Here is an 18,286-nt window from a genome sequence, read left to right on the forward strand (position 1 = left end):
GACCATGGAGCACCTCCGACCAGTGGGGTCCGGCGCCTCGCCAGACGATGACTCGTCTGACGCCCCGCCGGACCTGGCCGACCTGCTGCGGCGGGCCGGCCGGGCCGACGAAGTGGCGTTCGCCCGTCTGTACGACGCCACGGCCGCCCGGGCCTACGGGCTCGCCCTCCGTGTGGTCCGCGACCCGGCCCAGGCCGAGGAGGTCACCCAGGAGGCGTTCCTGGAGATCTGGCGGACGGCGAGCCGCTTCGACCCCGGCCGCGGCAGCGCGCTCTCGTGGCTGCTGATGATCACCCATCGCACCGCGGTGGACCGGGTCCGGTCGGCCGAGGCGTCGACCCGCCGCGACACGACCTACCACCACCAGCACCAGCCGGTCGACCACGACGTGACCGCGGAGGCCGCGCAGGCCTCGCTCGAGGCCCGTCGGGTCCGCAGTGCGATGGCGGCCCTCACCGAGGTGCAGCGCGAGGCCGTCGGTCTCGCCTACCTGGGTGGCTACACCCACACGGAGGTGGCGACCATGCTCGACCTGCCGGTCGGCACCGCCAAGACCCGAATCCGCGACGGACTGATCCGTCTCCGCGACGCCCTGGGGGTCGGCTCATGACCGAGATCCACGCCCTGTCCGGCGCGTACGCCGTCGACGCGCTCGACGACCTCGAGCGGGTGGCGTTCGAGCGCCACCTCGCCGAGTGCGCGGACTGCCGCGCCGAGGTCGCCGGCCTTCGCGAGGCCGCGACCCTGCTCGCCGAGACCACCGCGAACGAGCCGCCGGCCGCGCTGCGCGATCGGGTGCTCGCCGGGATCGCGACGGTCCGTCCGCTCCCACCGGAGACCCCGGCGCCGGGATCGCGCCGCCACCGCCGGGTCCGGCTGCTGGTCGCGGCCGCCGCCGCGGCCGTGCTCGTCGGCGCGGGTGCCGTCGCCTGGCAGCAGCCCTGGGCGGACGAGACCTCCCAACAGCAGCCGCCGACCGCCCAGACGGTGCTCGACGCATCCGACGCGCTCAGCACGTCCCTCGACTTCCCCGGCGGCGCCTCGGCGACCGTGACCCACTCCGACTCGGTCGGCCGGGCCGTCATCGTCACGAGCAAGATGCCGCCGCCGCCGCAGGGCAAGGTCTACCAGCTCTGGCTGGACCAGCCCGGCGAGGGCATGGTCTCGGCCGGCGTGATGCCGGTGAAGGAGGACCAGACGGTGCTGCTCAGCGGCGACGCGGCCACCGCCACCGGCGCCGGCATCACCGTCGAACCGGCGGGTGGGTCCGCGGCGCCGACGTCGGACCCGATCGCGCTCTTCGACTTCGGCAGGTCCGACGCATGAGCGGGCCTCGGACGGTCGCCGTGGTCGGGTCCGGCGTGGCCGGCCTGACCGCGGCGTACGTCGCATCACGCACGGCGTCGGTGACCCTCTACGAGGCCGACGACCGGCTGGGCGGCCACGCCGACACCCACCTGGTGGCCGAGGGGGCGGACGGTCTCGCCATCGACACCGGCTTCATCGTCCACAACGAGCGCACCTACCCGACCCTGCTCCGGCTCCTCCGCGAGCTCGGTGTCGAGACGCAGCCGTCGCAGATGTCGCTCTCGGTGCGCGACGACGTAACCGGGCTGGAGTACGCCGGCGCGCTCGGCCCACGCGGGCTCTTCCCGGCCGGCCGCAACGCCGCCCGGCCGGCGTACCTGCGGATGCTGACCGAGATCCCGCGCTTCCACCGCCAGGCCCGAATCCTGCTGTCCCGCGACGGCGACGACCTCACCCTGCGGGAGTTCCTCGACCGGCACCGCTTCCCGGCGTACTTCCGGCGGCACTTCATGGAGCCGCTCGTCGCCTCGGTGTGGTCGTGCGACCCGGCGGTGGCGCTGGACTACCCGGCGCGCTACCTCTTCACGTTCCTGGAGCACCACGGCATGCTCGGCGTGCTCGGCTCGCCGCAGTGGCGCACCGTCACCGGCGGCTCGCGCACCTACGTCGAGCGGGTGGCCGCGTCGATCGCCGAGGTGCGCACCGGGACGAAGGTGACGTCGGTGCTCGAGACGCCGACCGGCGTCGAGGTGACCGACGGCAACGGCGCGGTCGCGACGTACGACGCCGTCGTGGTCGCCACCCATCCCGGCCAGGCGCTGACGATGCTCGCCGAGCCGACCGTGGCCCAGCGCGAGGTGCTGGGCGCGATCCCCTACTCGGCCAACGTCGCGCTGCTGCACACCGACATGTCGCTGCTGCCCCGGGCCGAGCGCGCCCGCGCGTCGTGGAACTTCCGCCGGCCCGCCGACGCACGCGACCACGTCACCGTCACCTACGACCTGACCCGGCTCCAGCGGCTGCCGACCGACACGCACTACCTCGTCACCCTCGGCGGCGAGGGCCTCGTCGACCCCGCGGCCGTGATCGACCGGATGGAGTACGAGCACCCGCTCTACACGCCCGCCTCCGTCGCCGCCCAGCGCCGGCTGCCGGGCATCGACACCGATCGGGTCGCGTTCGCCGGGGCCTACCACGGCTGGGGATTCCACGAGGACGGCGCGCGGTCCGGGTTGGCGGCTGTCGAACGGCTGGGGCTGTCGTGGGGTGATGGTGGTTTCGAGATGGTTCCTGAGGAGGTTGCGCAGCAACCGTCTCGAAGGGCAGGCGCTGGCGCGCCTTCCTCAACCACCGACACGGTGGTTGAGGTGCGAGGAGCGTCAGCGACGAGCCTCGAAACCACCGTGACGGGGGTCTACGCGACGACCATCCGGCACACCCGGCGTACACCGGTGAAGCGGTCGTTCACGCACCGCTCGCACACCTGGCTGGTCGACCTCGACGACCTGCCCGACCACGGCGTGCTCGGTCGCTTCGAGGCGCGCGACCACCTCGGCGACCCGGGCCTCTCCATCCGGGAGAACCTGAGCCGCTTCCTGAAGCGGCACGACGTCGAGCTCGGCCGCGGACGGGTGCTGATGGCCGCGCACCCGCGCGCGCTCGGCTACTGCTTCAACCCGATCAGCGTCTTCTGGGTCCGACCCGAGCGCGACGACCCCTGCGTGGTCGTCGAGGTGCACAACACCTACGGCGACCGGCACGCCTACCTCGTCCATCCCGACGAGCGGGCCCGCGCGACGACGCCCAAGGCGATGTACGTGTCGCCGTTCCACGGTGTCGACGGTCGCTACCAGCTCGCCGTACCGGTCCCGGACGAGCGGCTGCACGTGGCCGTCACCCTGCTCACCGACGACGGCGCGACGTTCAGCGCCTCGCTGTCGGGGTACCGCACCACCCATCGCGCGTGGCGCGCCGCTCCGGCGGCGCTCCGGGGCGCCGCGCTGATCCGCCTCCACGGGATCGCGCTCTGGCTGCGCCGGCTGCCGATCCGCCCCCGCCCCGACCACCACCAGGAGGGAGTCCGGTGACCCTCGCACCGACCCGCCCCACCCACGCCTGGCCCGGCCTCGAAGCCGTGCCGGGCGGACCTCGTACGGCGGTCTCGGCGGCCGTCGCCCGTCGGCTCTTCCGGTCCGCCATGGCCCGGCTGCCGTTGTCCGACGACGCGATCACGGTGCACCGGCCCGACGAGCTCTTCGCCCGGCTCGGCCGGGACGGGCTGATCGGCTTCGGAGAGGCGTACCTCACCGGCGCCTGGGACTCCGACGACCTGACCGGCTTCCTCACGGTCCTCGCGTCCCACGTGGCCGACCTCGTGCCCCGCCCGTTCCAGCGGCTGCGCGGGCTGACGCAGCACCGGACGCCGACGGCGCACCGGGCCTCCCGGGACCATGCCCGCGACCTGGTCGCGCACCACTACGACCTGTCCAACGACCTCTTCGGCCTCTTCCTCGACGAGACGATGAGCTACTCGTCGGCGCTCTTCGACACCTCGACCGAGCTCGGTACGGCGCAGCGGCGCAAGATCGACCGGCTCCTCGACCTGACCGGCGTGGGACCGGGCACCCGCGTGCTCGAGATCGGCACCGGCTGGGGCGAGCTGGCGATCCGAGCCGCGGCACGCGGCGCCGTCGTCCGGTCGATCACGCTCTCGAGCGAGCAGCAGGTCCTGGCGCGCAAGCGCATTGCGATGGCCGGCCACGCCGACCGCGTCGAGGTCGACCTCTGCGATTACCGGGACGCGACCGGCGAGCACGACGTCGTGCTCTCCGTCGAGATGATCGAGGCCGTCGGGCACGAGTACTGGCCGACCTACTTCGCCACCCTCGACCGGCTCCTCGCCCCCGGCGGCCGCGTCGGCCTCCAGGCGATCCTGATGCCCCACGGCCGGATGCTCGCCACGCGGGGCGGCTACACCTGGATCAACAAGTACATCTTCCCCGGCGGCTTCCTGCCGTCGGCCCGGGTCGTCGACGAGCTGACCGCGACGCACACGTCGCTGCGGGTGACCGACCGGTTGTCCTTCGGACCCGACTACGCCGAGACGCTGCGGCGATGGGACGAGACATTCCTGGCCCGCGCCGACGACGTGCGCGCGTTGGGCTTCGACGAGACGTTCCTGCGGATGTGGCACTTCTACCTCTGCTACTCACGGGCCGGCTTCGCCTCCGGCTACCTCGACGTGCAGCAGCTGCTGCTGACCGGGGAGTCCTGATGGCCGTCGCGACGACACTGGCCGAGGCGGTCGAGCCCTTCGTCGGCGGCGAGCTGCCGGTCCGGTTGATCGCGTGGGACGGGTCCACCGCCGGCCCCGTGGACGCACCGGTGCTCGAGCTGCGCTCGCCGGACGCCGTACGCCGGCTGCTCCGTCACCCGGGCGAGCTCGGCGCCGCCCAGGCCTACGTCACCGGTGAGCTCGACGTCCCCGGCGACCTGGACGAGGCGCTCACCTACGCCTTCGCGGTCGCGCGCGAGCGCGGCCTGCCCCGTCGCCCGGCCCCCGGCGCCCTGCTGGGCGCGCTCCGCGCGGCCCGGTCGGTCGGCGCGCTCGGCGTACCCCCGCGGGCGCCTCGCTCGCAGCGGATCGTGCGGGTTGCCCGCGACCACTACGACCTCTCCAACGAGTTCTACGAACTGATCCTCGATCCGTCGATGGCCTACTCCTGCGCCTACTTCGCGACCGGGTCCGAGACGCTCGCGGAGGCGCAGCGGGCCAAGCTCGACCTGGTCTGCACCAAGCTCGACCTCGAGGCCGGGATGCGCGTGCTCGACGTCGGGTGCGGGTGGGGGTCCGTCTCGCTGCACGCGGCGGAGCACTACGGCGCCTCGGTCGTCGGCGTCACCATCGCGGGCGAGCAGCGCGCGTTCGTCGAGCAGCGCGTCGCCGAGCGCGGCCTGGCCGACCGGGTCGAGGTACGCCTCCAGGACTACCGCGATGTCCCCGAGACGAGCTTCGACGCCGTGGTCTCGCTCGAGATGGGCGAGCACGTCGGCGAGCACCGCTACCCGGCGTACGCCGCCGCACTGCACCGGGCCGTGCGGCCCGGCGGGCGGGTGCTGGTCCAGCAGATGTCCAGGCGAGGCAGGCATCCGGGAGGCGGTCCGTTCATCGAGTCGTTCATCGCCCCCGACATGCACATGCGCCCCCTGGGCGAGACGGTGGCACACCTCGAGGTCGGCGGACTCGAGGTGCGTCAGGTCCAGTCCCTGCGTGAGCACTACGTGCGCACGGTCGCCGGCTGGCTCGCCCGTCTCGAGGCGAACGTCGACCGGCTCACCGACCTCGTCGGCGAGGAGGTCGTGCGGGTCTCGCGGCTCTACCTCGTGGGCGGCTCGATGGCCTTCCGGGACGGCAGGATGGGAGTCGACCAGATCCTGATGGAGCGCACCCGTGACTGACCTCCTCCTCGTCGCCGGCCTGTCCCTGCTCATCGCGGCGATCGTGATGACCGCGGCGGCGTACGCCGCCACCCGGGCCGGCCGGGTCTCGGTGGTCGACACCGCCTGGGGCATCGCCCTGCTCGGGACCGCGGTCGGGTGCGCCGCCGTGTCCGGCTCCTGGCAGTCGTGGCTGCTCGTGCTGCTCGTCGGCGTGTGGGCCGGGCGGCTGTCGTCGCACATCTTCATGCGGTCCCGCGGCCGCGGCGAGGACCCGCGCTACCGCGAGCTTCTCGGCGGCACGCTCGACGAGGTCGGCATCGGGGCCGCCGTGCGCAAGGTCTTCCTGGTGCAGGGCGCCGCGGTCTGGCTGGTCTCGCTGCCGCTCCAGGCAGCGGCGGTCGCCGGCCTCGATCGGGCCTGGACGGTCTGGATCGGCGTCGCCGTCTGGGTCGTCGGCGTGCTCTTCGAGAGCATCGGCGACGCCCAGCTCACGGCGTACCGCGCCGACCCCGACCGTCGACCCGTGATGGATCGCGGCCTCTGGGCGTGGACCCGGCACCCGAACTACTTCGGCGACGCCTGCGTCTGGTGGGGCATCTGGCTCGCCGGCGGCCTCGCCTCCGGCTGGCTACCCGGCCTCGTCAGCGCGCTCTCGCCCATCGCCATGACGGTCTGGCTGGTCTGGATCACCGGCGCCCGCCTGCTCGAGAAGACCATGATGAAGCGGCCCGGCTATCCGGAGTACGCCGCCCGCACCTCGATGTTCGTTCCCCTCCCGCCACGACGCTCGGGCTAGATGACTAGTGGTCGTCGCTGGAAGTTCCTCGGGGGTGGCCCGTGCTCGGGGTGCGTGCATCGCAAGGCGCCGGAGCGACCGGCATACCCGTTCGTATTCCGAGCGACGGCAACGCCGTCAGCGTGCGTCCAGCGCGCCGCGTAGCAGGCGCGGAGTCGATCAACACGGGCTGGACCCCAATCGCCCGGCCAACCGGGACTCCGGTCACTGCCGGTGGGGTCGCCGGGCGCGGCACCGTGGCGTCGTACCGACCGACATGGATCCCCGACACCCCGGGGAGAGGAGACCCACGACCATGCGCACGACCTCCCGCACGACCGCTCTCGCCGCTGCAGCGGTCATCGCGCTGATGACCCTGAGCGGCTGCGGGGGCGACGACGACCAGCCGGGCAGCACTCCCGCCTCCAGCCAGGACGCGGGCGGGGGCGACACGACCGACCTCGGCGACGCGGCCGAGGAGTTCGGGATCCCCGAGGAGTGCTTCACCGTGCACATCGGCACCTTCGGCGAGCCGGACATCGACAGCGTCGACAAGATGCCCGCCGACTGGCCCGAGCCGATCGACGACGCCGTCCTCTGCGGCACCTCGTCGACGAACACCGAGCAGAACGCCAACTACGTGTCCTCGGCCGCGCCGTCCGAGATCCTCGACGCCTACGAGGGCGCCCTGGGCGACGCCGGCTACGAGACCAGCCGCGAGGACCCCTCTGGACTCGGTCGCGACATGCTCACCGGCTCCTCCAGCGACGTCTACTTCCAGGTCGACGCCAAGGACGGCGGCTTCACGGTCACGTTCGCGAGCGAGTAGCTCCGGCCCGCCTCCATGTCCCGCGCGACGCGGATCGCGGTCCCTGCCGCGCGGGACCCCGGATCACCAGCATGACGCCCAGCGAGCAGACCACGGTGCGCCGCTTCGCCGGCGCCGCGGTCGGAGGGGTCACCGGCGTCCTGGCCACCGCCGCGCTGACCATGGTCGCGCTGGCGCCACGCGCGTTCGACGCCTCCGCCGGGTGGTACCACGACGTCCACTTCTTCGCCTGCTACGTCTTCGCCGCGGTGACGACCGGCGCCGGCGGGGCGCTCGTCATCGCCCGCAGCAGTCATCCGGTCGGCCCGATCCTCGGGCTGATCGCGCTCCTCCTCGCCGGGGCGGTCGCCGCCGTCGGGTGGAGCTTCCTCGCCGCCGGGCACGGCTGGCCGGGCGTCGGGCTGGCGGCGCACGCCTCCACCTGGCTCGCCGCACCCGGCGGCTTCCTCGCGATCGCCGTCCTGCCGTGGTTCCTGCGCAACGGTCCGCTCCCGCCGCGTGATCGATCGCTGACGGTCACCGGGATGGTCGCCACCGTCGTGATCGTGCTGAGCGGCGTCATCGTCCAGCAGCCCGGAGCCCCCGCGAACCCGCTCGCCGTCGACAGTCGCCTCGGACGCGCCCTCGCCGTCGTCGGCCTTCCCGCCGCCGTCGTGTGCGCCGTGGTCGGCCTCCTCGCGCTGCTCGAGCTGCTCCGCCGCAGCCGCCACGAGGTGGCCGCCGGCGTCCGGGCCGTGCGGCTGCTGACGGTCGCCGTCCCGGTCCTGTTCGTGTCCGTGGGTGTGCTCAACCTGCAGCTCCACGACCTGGTCGACGCGGTCGCGCTGGCGGTGCTGGCGGCCGCCCAGATGGTGCTGGTCCTCAGCGTCGTCGTGCTCACACTGCGGACCTGGGACCAGCCGGTCGGCCCGGTCGTGCCGCGCGTGGCCGTCCGGGGACTGCTCTCCGCCATCGTGGTCGCGGCCTACGTCGGCGTGGTGGGGCTGGTGAGCCAGGCGCTGCCGATCGACGACCGCGTGATCGGCGCCGCCGCCGTCGCGGTGCTCGCCCTCCTCGTCGACCCGTTGCGGCGCTGGCTGCAGCACCGGGTCGACCTGCTGGTGCACGGCGCGGCGGCCGACCCCGAAGCGCTCCGGACCGCGCTGGCGGCCGACCTGCACACCGAGAGCGCCACCGACGCGCTCGAACGGGTGGCGCACGAGCTGAGGCACGCCCTACGCCTCGGGGCGACGGTGATCCGGGCGAACGGCGACCCCGAGGTCGAGGTGGCCGCGGGCGGGCTCCGTCCGGACGATCCGACGATCACCTACGACCTCGTGGTGCGCGGACGCCGGGTCGGCGAGCTGGTCCTGCAGGGTCCGGCCGGCGGCCCGATCACGCTCCGGGCCCGGCGAACGGCGTACCGGCTCACCGACCTGGTGGCGATGACCCTCGACCTGGCCCAGGCGGAGCTCCGGCTGCGGGTCGCCTCGGAGCGCCTGGGCCAGGTGCACACCGAGGCGCAACGACGGATCCGCCGCGAGCTGCACGACGGCATGGGGCCGATGCTCGCCGGCGTAGGGCTCGGACTCGCCGCCGCCCAGCGGCGCCTGCAGCACGACCCGGAGGCCGCCGGGCGGCTCATCGACGACCTGCGCACCGAGATCACCCGCCGATCAGACGGCGTCCGCCGGCTCGCCCACTCGCTGCTGCCGGCCGAGCTCGAGGACGGCGACCTGCGAGGTGCCCTGAGCGTGCTCGCCGCCAGGTTCTCCGGGGACGGCCTCCGGGTGCGGGTGGACACCAGCGGCCTCGGCGACCTCGACGCGCCGCGCCTCGTCGCCTGCTACCACGTGGCGGCCGAGGCGCTCCTCAACGCACACCGGCACGCGAACGCGTCGTCGGTGGACGTGAGCGTGTCCACCACCGCCGGCGGCGCCACCCTGCTCGAGGTGGTCGACGACGGCGGCGGCATCGCCTCCGACCGCGGCCGCGGCATCGGCCTGACCTCGATGCGCGAGCGCGCCGAGGAGCTGGGCGGCCGGCTCGAGATCGGGCCCGGTCGCAAGGGTCGCGGCACGCGCATCGGCTTGGAGCTCCCGTGAGCGCCGGCCCACCCCACGCCGGCGCCCCGACCCGGGTGGCGGTCGTCGACGACCACCCCGTCTTCCGGATCGGGATGACCGCGCTCCTGGAGGAGCTGCCCGGCGTGGAGGTCGTCGGCGAGGCCGACAGCCACCGGGCGGCCGTCGAGCTGGTGGTCGCGCGGTCTCCCGACGTCGTCGTCATGGATCTCGACCTCGACGGAGACAGCGGCGCCGCGGCCACCCGCGAGATCCTCGGCCATCGACCCGACACCGCGGTGCTGGTGGTCACCGGGTCCGCGGACGACGAGTCGCTCTTCGCCGCGATCCGCGCCGGCGCCCGCGGCTACCTCGTGAAGGGCGCCGACCCCGACGAGGTCGAGCGGGCGATCCGCTCCGTCGCCGCCGGGACGCTGGTGCTCGGGCCCGAGGTCGCCGCACGCGCCATGGACCACCTGGTCACCGCCCGCAACGCCCGCGGCGGCTCCTTCGCCGAGCTCACCGAGCGCGAGCGCGACGTCCTCGAGCTGGTCTCGCGCGGCTACGACAACACCACGATCGCGCGGGTCCTGGCACTCAGCAGCAAGACCGTGCGCAACTACCTCTACTCGATCTTCGCGAAGGTCGGCGTCGTCGACCGCGGCGGGCTGGTTGCCCTGGCTCTCGACGAGGGCGTCGGCGTACGCCGGCCCGAAGAGCGCGGCCCGCGGCCGTAGGCGGCAGGGCGTGACCCGCGGCTCCCGGGGCCCGCCCGGGCCCGGCCGCCGGACATTCGGGACCGACACACCTGCTCATCCGGGCCGTCGGGACACCACCGTGGAAGGGCCACCACACCCACGCGGATGGCCCCTTCGTCATGCCGACGTCGTCTGACCAGAGAGCGAAGCAGTCATGTCCTTCCCCACCGGAACCGGGCCGGTCGCCACCGATCGCCGCAACCGCCGATCGCGCACGGGACGCTCCACCCTCCACCGCCTCGCGTTCGGCGGGCTCGCCGTCCTCGTCGGCGCGGGCCTGGCCGCCATCCCGGCCCCCGCCGAAGCCGCGCCGCACATCATCATCACGCGTCCCCCGAGCTGGAACAGCCATTGGTACAACGGCGACGTCGCGGTGGGGCTGGAGGTCAACGGCCTCGGCATCGACACCGACGCGTCCGGCTACGAGCTCAGCGGCGCTCACACCGTCACGCACTCCGCCCTCGAGGTGCCGATCCGGCTGACGAACGAGGGCCGGACCGACCTCAGGGTCTGGGCGGAGGACAGGCACGGCGAGCGCACCCAGCTCACCGACTGGGTCGGCATCGACAGGACCCGACCCACCATCAACATCAACGGCCCCCTGGTCGACGGCTCCGAGTTCGACACCGGCACGGTCGTGACCGCCAGCTTCGACTGCCACGACAACATCGCCGGCCGCAGCACCTCCGGCCTGCGCTCCTGCGAGGGATGGGTCCCCAACGGCACCCGCATCAGCACGAGCACTCCCGGCCTGTACGCCGGATGGGTGCGCGCCGTCGACAACGTCGACAACGCACAGACGAAGTCGATCGCCTATCGCGTGCTGGGTCTCTTCACCGCCACGACCCCGACCATCACCGGCACCCCGAAGGTCGACAGCACCCTGAGCGCGACGAACGTGAGCTTCACGCCGGATCCGGGCGTGAACCAGCCGACCTACCAGTGGTTCCGCGGCAACGTCGGCGTCCCCGGCGCCACCGGCCGCAACTACGCGGTCACCCCGGCCGACGCCGGCCACCCGATCCGGGTCGAGGTCACCGCGAAGCGCGACAACTACCGGCCGCGCACGGTGACCAGTGCCTCCGTCACCGTCCCGGCCGCCCCCGAGGTCCGGACCCACGCCGCCGTCGCCGGCACCCCGCGCGTCGGCCACGAGCTCACCGCCACGCCGGCGGCCTTCCACCAGACCACACCCCACGTCCAGCACGTCTGGTACCGCGGGAACGACGTGATCGCCCGCGCCGCCGGCACGACGTACGAGCTGGCCGCCGCCGACGCCGGCCGGCAGATCCGCTACGAGACCCGGGCATCCTTCAACGGACAGTCGGGGTCGTGGACGAGCTCCGCCACCGCCGGCACCGACATCGCCACGACGGCGGACGTCCTGACCGGGCCGAGCATCGAGGGCGCACCGCGGGTCGACCAGACGCTGGAGGCCACCGCGGCCACGTTCCGCGGCAACCCCAGCACCCGGCACGTGTGGTTCCGCGACGGGCAGCCGATCGAGGGGGCGACCGGCAGCCGCTACAAGCTCACGCTCGAGGACGCGGGCAAGCCCGTCCACTACGAGACCCAGGCCCGGTACCACGACGACCATCCCTGGACCCGGTCCGCCACCGAGGCCGTCGACGTGGCGCCCGTCCTCCGGGTCTCGGGAGCACCGACCGTGACCGGTGCCCGCGTCGTCGGGCACACGCTCACCGCCGACTCGACCCCGGTCGACTTCACCCCCGACCCGCAGCACACCCGGCACGTGTGGGTGCGCGGCAGCCAGGTCATCCCCGGCGCCGACGAGTCGACGTACGAGCTGGTCTCGGCCGACGCCGGCAAGACCCTGCGCTACGAGCTCCAGGCCCGGCTCCACGAGGACGACCCGTGGCTCTCGGCACCGTCCGAGCCGGTCCCGGTCAGCACCGACGTGGAGGTCGTCGGCCTGCCGGTCGTGACCGGCACCCCGCGTGTCGACCACACGTTGCGGGTCACCCAGGAGGCCACGTTCCTCGGCGACACCGTCGGCCGACGGCACGCGTGGTTCCGCGACGGGCAGCCGATCGACGGCGCGGACACGATGACCTACCGGCTCACCCGCGCGGATGCCGGCAAGCCGATCCACTACGCGGCCCTGGCCACCCACGACGGCACGAACTGGACGCCCGCCCGGTCCGCGATCATCGAGATCACCCCGGTCATGGAGCTCGACGTCGCGCCCAGCTTCACCGGCACCACCCGGGTCGGCCACACCCTGACCGCGACGCCGGCGACGTTCCAGCCGGCTCCGGAGGAGTCCCACCACGTCTGGTACCGCGACGGCCGGCGCATCCCCGGCGCCACCGACACCACCTACGATCTGCGGGCCGTCGACGCCGGCACCCGGATCCACTACGAGACCGAGGCCGTTCAGCACCGGGGCGACCAGCCGGTCAGCGCCGCCGCTCCCGAGGTCCTGATCAGCACCGATGTCGACGTCTCGGTCTGGCCGACCCTGGCCGGTACGCCGCGCGTCGGACGCACGCTGACGGGCAGCCGCGCCACCTTCGCGACCAACCCCGCCGCGGTCCGGCACGCGTGGTTCTACGTCTCGATCGACGAGGAGGGGGTGGAGCAGCACGAGCGCATCGCGGGCGCCACATCCGCGCTCTACGAGCTGACCGCCGCCGATGCCGGCAAGCTGATCCGCTACGCGACCGAGGCGACCTACCGACCCGACGACGAGAGCCTGCCGTGGACCCGGGCGTACTCGAGGACCGTCCACGTCAGCTCGGACATGGACGTGGTCAGCCGCCCCAAGATCGCCGGAACCGCCGAGGTCGGCGGCACCCTGACCGGCTCCGACGCCAGGTTCGATCCCACGCCGAGCGAGTGGCAGCACGCCTGGTTCCAGATCACGGTCGACGAGGACGGCGTCGAGCAGACCAACCTCATCGCGGGCGCGACCACCACCAGCTACGTCGTGACCGCGGCCGACGCCGGCTCCAGGATCTACTTCCGGGCCAGCGGCCGCCTCGGCACCGATGCCTGGACGCACGCGGCCTCGGACCCGGTCGAGATCCCGGCCGAGCCCGACCCCGACCCGGTGCTCAGGATCACGACGCCACCCGTCCTGAGCGGCGTCCCCGAGGTCGGTGAGACGCTCACCGCGTCTCCGACGGGCTTCAACCTCCCGCCCACGCAGATCGACCACACGTGGTACCGCACCGACGGTGCCGGCGTGGAGGAGGAGATCGACGGCGCCGACGGCACGGAGTACGAGACGACCGCCGACGACGCGGGTCACGTCGTCCACTACGAGATCCGCGCCAGCCTCAACGGCGGTCCGATGGTCAGCGCCGCGACCGAGGGCGTCACCATCGGCGATCAGCCCGGCCCCGGTCCGGCCCTCGAGGTCGCCTCGGCTCCGACCCTGACGGGCACTCCACGGGTGGGCGAGACCCTGACCGCCACCGCGGCCGGGTTCAACCGCCCCGCGAACCAGCTCCAGGTCCGCCACGTCTGGTACCGATCCGGCAGCGGTCAGGAGCAGCTGATCGACGGCGCCACCGGTCTGACCTACGTCGTGGCCGCCGGCGACGCCGGCCACACGATCCGCTACGAGACCCAGGCCAGGCTCCACGAGGGTGCCGACTGGCTGCCCGCGTCGACCACCGGGATCACCATCGAGACGCCGGTCGGTCCCCCACCTCCGGATCCGGCTGCGTCGGGTCGTGTGGTCACCGTCACCGGCCTCCCCACCATCACCGGCACCCCCCGCATCGGACAGACCCTCACCGCCACCCCACCCACCTACGCCGGCACCCCCACCGGCACCACCCCCACCATCACCTACCAATGGCACCGCAACGGCCAACCCATCCCCGGCGCCACCAACACCACCTACCAACCAGGCACCGCCGACGCCGCCCGACGCATCACCGTCACCACCACCGGCACCCACCCCGGCCACACCCCCGCCACCGCCACCAGCACCCCCACCACCCCGATCGCCAAGACCACCCCCACGCTCAAGACCAAGGTCAAGACACCCGGCAAGGGCAAGGTCCGCATCACCATCACCGCCACCGCACCCGGCATCCCCACCACCGCACTCACCGGAAAGATCACCATCCGCCGCGCCGCACCCAAGGGCGCCACCAAGAAGACCAAGAAGGCCGCCAAGAAACCCATCGCCACCGCCACCCTCAAGAACGGCAAGGCCACCCTCACCCTCAAGAACCAACCCCGAGGAACCAAGACCACCTACACCATCACCCTCCCCACCACCACCACCCACACCAAGAAGGCCACCAAGATCAAGACCCGCGTCCGCTAGCCGGCCCGGCCCGCCGGACAGTCGGGACCGACACACCTACCCGCCCGGGCCGTCGGGACACCACCGTGGAAGGGCCGCCGCACCCCCGTGCGGCGGCCCTTCCGCCGTTCGTCCCCCAGAAAGCGAAGACCACTCGATGCTCGCCCCCGCCTCCCGACGGACCCTCGCCGGCCTGCTCGTCGCCCTCCTCAGCATCGGCGCGGCGCTCGGAACGGCTCCGACCGTGCAGGCCGACCTTCCCGAGGACACCAGCCCACCGGAGATCTCGATCTCCCGACCGACCCCTGGCCCGGGCGACTGGTACAACACGTCGATCGAGGCACGCATCGGTGTGCGCGACGTGGGCAGCAGCGGCATGGACTTCGAGTCCTCCTACTACGAGATCAAGAAGGACACGGTCAGCCAGGGCCGGCGGCAGCTGGCCGCCACCACCGTCCTGGCGTTCCACGACGAGGGGTCGTACCAGATCACGGTCCACGCCGTGGACCGCGGATACCTGCACACGACGAAGACCTTCTGGGTCGGCATCGACCGGACGCCGCCGACGATCGCCTTCCCGGGTCAGCTGCGACCCAACGGCACCTACCACCTCGATCAGACGGTCCTGGCGGACTTCACCTGCCACGAGGAGCGCTCCGGGATCGCCTCCTGCAGCTCTCGTCCGACCGCCCGGAACCAGCCGATCATCACCGACAAGGTGGGCCGGCGCAGCCTGGTCGTCGAGGCAGCAGACGTCGCGGGCAACACGACCTCACAGACCATCTCCTTCGACGTTACCCAGACGTTCCGGGTCGATACCGCGGCCAGGATCTCGGGCGAGCCCCGCGCCGGCGAGCTGCTGACCGGCACCCCGGCCACCTACATCCCGTCCGCGACGGGCGCCGATCACCGCTGGCTCCGCGACGGCCTCGCGACCGGGAACACGACGACGACGTACCAGGTGCGGCCGGAGGACGAGGGCGCCGTCCTCCAGTACCAGACCTGGCCGCGCCGGACCGGGTACCCCTCGCTGGTCTCCACCGCCGAGGTGACCGTGCCGTACACCCGCACCCGGGTGACCGCCCAGCCGACACTCGACGGTGTGCCGCAGGCGGGACGGACGCTGACGGCGCAGCCCGCGACGTTCGTCCCGAGCTCGGCGACGGTCCACCACGCGTGGTACGTCAACGACGTGCTGGTCGACGCGATCACGGTGCCGGAGTTCACCCTCGCCGACCAGTACGTCGGGTCTCGGATCCGCTACGAGAGCCGCGCCCGGATCGGTGACGGCCCGTGGACCCGGGTCTCCACCGGTGACCTGCGGGTCCTCCCCCGGCCGGAGCCGGAACCCGAGCCCGAGCCGGAGCCGGAGCCGGAGCCGGAGCCGGAGCTCACGGTCGTCGACCGACCGACCGTCGTCGGCAGCCCGTGGGTCGGGCAGACCCTGACCGCCCGCCCGGCGGAGTTCTCCGTGCAGCCGCAGCAGGTCCGGCACGTCTGGTACCGCGACGGCGAGCCGATCGGCGACGATCAGGACGGCGCCACGCACTCGGTCGGCAGCACCTCCTACGTGCTCACCGCCGAGGACGTCGGCGCCCGGATCCACTACGAGACCCACGCCACGCTCACGCCGTACGAGACCCTGGCCCCGACCGAGCTGGCGTCGGGCTGGGTGCGAGCCGCCTCCGACGGCGTGCTGATCCAGGCGGAGCCCGTCCCGGAGCCCAGCCCGGACCCCGGCACTGACCCTGGTCCTGGTCAGGATCCGGGTGCGTCGGGTCGTGTGGTCACCGTCACCGGCCTCCCCACCATCACCGGCACCCCCCGCATCGGACAGACCCTCACCGCCACCCCACCCACCTACGCCGGCACCCCCACCGGCACCACCCCCACCATCACCTACCAATGGCACCGCAACGGCCAACCCATCCCCGGCGCCACCAACACCACCTACCAACCAGGCACCGCCGACGCCGCCCGACGCATCACCGTCACCACCACCGGCACCCACCCCGGCCACACCCCCGCCACCGCCACCAGCACCCCCACCACCCCGATCGCCAAGACCACCCCCACGCTCAAGACCAAGGTCAAGACACCCGGCAAGGGCAAGGTCCGCATCACCATCACCGCCACCGCACCCGGCATCCCCACCACCGCACTCACCGGAAAGATCACCATCCGCCGCGCCGCACCCAAGGGCGCCACCAAGAAGACCAAGAAGGCCGCCAAGAAACCCATCGCCACCGCCACCCTCAAGAACGGCAAGGCCACCCTCACCCTCAAGAACCAACCCCGAGGAACCAAGACCACCTACACCATCACCCTCCCCACCACCACCACCCACACCAAGAAGGCCACCAAGATCAAGACCCGCGTCCGCTAGCCCACCACCGGCCACTGCCCCACTCCCCCGACGGGCGGCGTCCATCACTCGTGCCACACTCGAGTGATGGACGCCGTCCGGGTGGCCGCCGCGTTCGAGGCCGTGCCTCGCGCCTGGTTCCTGCCGGCGAGCGAGCGCTCCCGGACGTCGTACGACGGACCGATCGCGATCGGGCACGGGCAGACCAACTCCCAGCCGCGCACGGTCGCGGCGATGCTGCGCCTGCTCGACGTGCGTGCGGGCCACCGGGTGCTCGACGTCGGCTCGGGCTCGGGGTGGACCACCGGGCTGCTGGCGGAGCTGACCGGCCCGGCCGGCGAGGTGCTCGGGCTGGAGATCGAGCCCGACCTGGTGGACTTCGGCCGGTCCAACCTGCGTCGGGGCGCCTGGCCGTGGGCCCGGATCGAGCCGGCCCGAGACGGCGTGCTGGGCGACCCGGGCGGCGCGCCGTACGACCGGATCCTGGTCTCGGCCGAGGCCCGCGAGCTGCCCGGGTCGCTCGTCGCACAACTCGGCGAGGGGGGTCGGATGGTCGTGCCGGTCGCCGGCGAGATGCTCCTGGTGGACACCTCGTCCGCGGCGCCCGAGATCACCCGGCACGGCCACTACCGGTTCGTGCCGCTGCGCTGAGCGACCAGCGCGGACACCCGGCCGGGCCACCTATGCTCGCCGGGTGAGCGACCCGCTGACCGGCGAGGAGTCCGTCCCGCGACGGCTGACCCGCCTGGCCTCCGCCGACAACTTCCGCGACGTGGCCGGCACGGGTGCGGGCTATCCGACGACGGACGGGCGCCGGGTCCGTCGGGGTGTCTTCTACCGCTCCAACGAGCTGCAGCTGACCGAGGCCGACGCGGGCGTCCTCGCCGGGCTCGGGATCACCCGGATCCACGACCTACGCAGCCAGATGGAGGTCGACGCGCACCCCGACGTCGACGTGCCGGGCGCCGTCTGGCACCACGTCGAGGTGTCGGGCATCCCCATGGAGCTGGTGTCGGGGCTCGCGGACGCCGATGCGGCGACCCGCGTGATGCGGCAGGTGTACGACGCGTTCGTCCGCTCGCCCGACGCGCGCGCGTCGTACGCCGCCCTGCTCGGCGACCTCGCGACGCGGTCGGCGCCACAGCTCTTCCACTGCACCGCGGGCAAGGACCGCACCGGTTGGGCCGCGGTGCTGCTGCTGGAGATCGCCGGGGTCGACCGCGACACGATCGTGGCGGACTACCTGCTCACCAACGAGGTCTCCTCGACGACCCGCGAGAAGTATCTCGCGCTGATCGCCGAGCACCTGGGCGCCGACAAGGTCGGCGTCTACGAGCCGACGATGGTCGTCGACGCGTCGTTCCTGGGGTCGGCGTACGACGCGGTCGCGGAGCTGTACGGCTCGGTCGACGGCTACCTGCGCGACGGCCTGGGTCTCGACGGCGACGTGCTCGGAGCGCTGCGGGAGCGGCTGCGCTGACCCA

13 protein-coding genes are annotated in these 18,286 nt (G+C 73.0%); all 13 read left to right on the forward strand.

The features are described 5' to 3' along the window. The first annotated feature begins 4 nt into the window (after window positions 1–4). The 13 genes from sigK to KM427_RS24485 all read left to right on the forward strand — a co-directional run bounded on the left by sigK (window position 5) and on the right by KM427_RS24485 (window position 18,282). On the forward strand, window positions 5–610 hold the full coding sequence (gene sigK, locus KM427_RS24425; protein ID WP_183595410.1) for an ECF RNA polymerase sigma factor SigK: 606 nt from the start codon (window positions 5–7) through the stop codon (window positions 608–610). Further along, window positions 607–1,326 carry an anti-sigma factor gene (locus KM427_RS24430; protein WP_215525646.1) on the forward strand — a complete coding sequence of 240 codons (720 nt, stop codon included), beginning with the start codon at window positions 607–609 and terminating at the stop codon, window positions 1,324–1,326. Before sigK ends, KM427_RS24430 begins: the two co-directional genes overlap by 4 nt. Beyond that, window positions 1,323–3,395: an FAD-dependent oxidoreductase gene (locus KM427_RS24435; protein ID WP_215525647.1), complete on the forward strand. Its 2,073-nt coding sequence runs from the start codon at window positions 1,323–1,325 to the stop codon at window positions 3,393–3,395. Before KM427_RS24430 ends, KM427_RS24435 begins: the two co-directional genes overlap by 4 nt. Beyond that, window positions 3,392–4,582: a class I SAM-dependent methyltransferase gene (locus tag KM427_RS24440; RefSeq protein WP_252274853.1), complete on the forward strand. Its 1,191-nt coding sequence runs from the start codon at window positions 3,392–3,394 to the stop codon at window positions 4,580–4,582. Before KM427_RS24435 ends, KM427_RS24440 begins: the two co-directional genes overlap by 4 nt. Next, window positions 4,582–5,766: an SAM-dependent methyltransferase gene (locus tag KM427_RS24445; protein WP_215525648.1), complete on the forward strand. Its 1,185-nt coding sequence runs from the start codon at window positions 4,582–4,584 to the stop codon at window positions 5,764–5,766. The genes KM427_RS24440 and KM427_RS24445 overlap by 1 nt, the downstream gene beginning before the upstream one ends. Then, the gene (locus tag KM427_RS24450) at window positions 5,759–6,544 is read left to right on the forward strand and encodes a DUF1295 domain-containing protein (RefSeq protein ID WP_215525649.1); all 786 of its coding nucleotides are present in this window, start codon (window positions 5,759–5,761) and stop codon (window positions 6,542–6,544) included. The genes KM427_RS24445 and KM427_RS24450 overlap by 8 nt, the downstream gene beginning before the upstream one ends. 295 nt (window positions 6,545–6,839) lie before the next feature. After that, the gene (locus KM427_RS24455; protein WP_215525650.1) at window positions 6,840–7,352 is read left to right on the forward strand and encodes a hypothetical protein; all 513 of its coding nucleotides are present in this window, start codon (window positions 6,840–6,842) and stop codon (window positions 7,350–7,352) included. 71 nt (window positions 7,353–7,423) lie between these two features. Then, complete coding sequence (locus tag KM427_RS24460; RefSeq protein WP_215525651.1) at window positions 7,424–9,436, forward strand: sensor histidine kinase; 2,013 nt, start codon at window positions 7,424–7,426, stop codon at window positions 9,434–9,436. Then, on the forward strand, window positions 9,433–10,131 hold the full coding sequence (locus KM427_RS24465) for a response regulator (protein WP_252274859.1): 699 nt from the start codon (window positions 9,433–9,435) through the stop codon (window positions 10,129–10,131). The genes KM427_RS24460 and KM427_RS24465 overlap by 4 nt, the downstream gene beginning before the upstream one ends. A 175-nt stretch (window positions 10,132–10,306) precedes the next feature. Continuing rightward, window positions 10,307–14,458, forward strand: coding sequence for a hypothetical protein (locus KM427_RS24470; protein ID WP_215525652.1), 4,152 nt, complete (start codon window positions 10,307–10,309; stop codon window positions 14,456–14,458). A 136-nt stretch (window positions 14,459–14,594) separates the two neighbouring features. Next, window positions 14,595–16,823 carry a hypothetical protein gene (locus tag KM427_RS24475; protein WP_215525653.1) on the forward strand — a complete coding sequence of 743 codons (2,229 nt, stop codon included), beginning with the start codon at window positions 14,595–14,597 and terminating at the stop codon, window positions 16,821–16,823. Between the two features lie 66 nt (window positions 16,824–16,889). Then, a complete protein-coding gene (locus tag KM427_RS24480) occupies window positions 16,890–17,453 on the forward strand; it encodes a protein-L-isoaspartate O-methyltransferase family protein (RefSeq protein ID WP_215525654.1) in 564 nt (187 codons plus the stop codon). Between the two features lie 43 nt (window positions 17,454–17,496). Next, complete coding sequence (locus KM427_RS24485) at window positions 17,497–18,282, forward strand: tyrosine-protein phosphatase (protein ID WP_215525655.1); 786 nt, start codon at window positions 17,497–17,499, stop codon at window positions 18,280–18,282. Window positions 18,283–18,286: the final 4 nt, after the last annotated feature.

This window comes from Nocardioides sp. LMS-CY (genome assembly GCF_018732145.1).
Taxonomy (GTDB): Bacteria; Actinomycetota; Actinomycetes; order Propionibacteriales; family Nocardioidaceae; genus Nocardioides; species Nocardioides soli.

Excerpts from the sequence above, each read along its gene's own strand:
- KM427_RS24445 (WP_215525648.1), top strand. The coding sequence starts at position 4,582 with ATGGCCGTCGCGACGACACTGGCCGAGGCGGTCGAGCCCTTCGTCGGC.
- KM427_RS24435 (WP_215525647.1), top strand. The coding sequence starts at position 1,323 with ATGAGCGGGCCTCGGACGGTCGCCGTGGTCGGGTCCGGCGTGGCCGGC.
- KM427_RS24470 (WP_215525652.1), top strand. The coding sequence starts at position 10,307 with ATGTCCTTCCCCACCGGAACCGGGCCGGTCGCCACCGATCGCCGCAAC.
- KM427_RS24455 (WP_215525650.1), top strand. The coding sequence starts at position 6,840 with ATGCGCACGACCTCCCGCACGACCGCTCTCGCCGCTGCAGCGGTCATC.
- sigK (WP_183595410.1), top strand. The coding sequence starts at position 5 with ATGGAGCACCTCCGACCAGTGGGGTCCGGCGCCTCGCCAGACGATGAC.
- KM427_RS24480 (WP_215525654.1), top strand. The coding sequence starts at position 16,890 with ATGGACGCCGTCCGGGTGGCCGCCGCGTTCGAGGCCGTGCCTCGCGCC.
- KM427_RS24460 (WP_215525651.1), top strand. The coding sequence starts at position 7,424 with ATGACGCCCAGCGAGCAGACCACGGTGCGCCGCTTCGCCGGCGCCGCG.
- KM427_RS24475 (WP_215525653.1), top strand. The coding sequence starts at position 14,595 with ATGCTCGCCCCCGCCTCCCGACGGACCCTCGCCGGCCTGCTCGTCGCC.
- KM427_RS24430 (WP_215525646.1), top strand. The coding sequence starts at position 607 with ATGACCGAGATCCACGCCCTGTCCGGCGCGTACGCCGTCGACGCGCTC.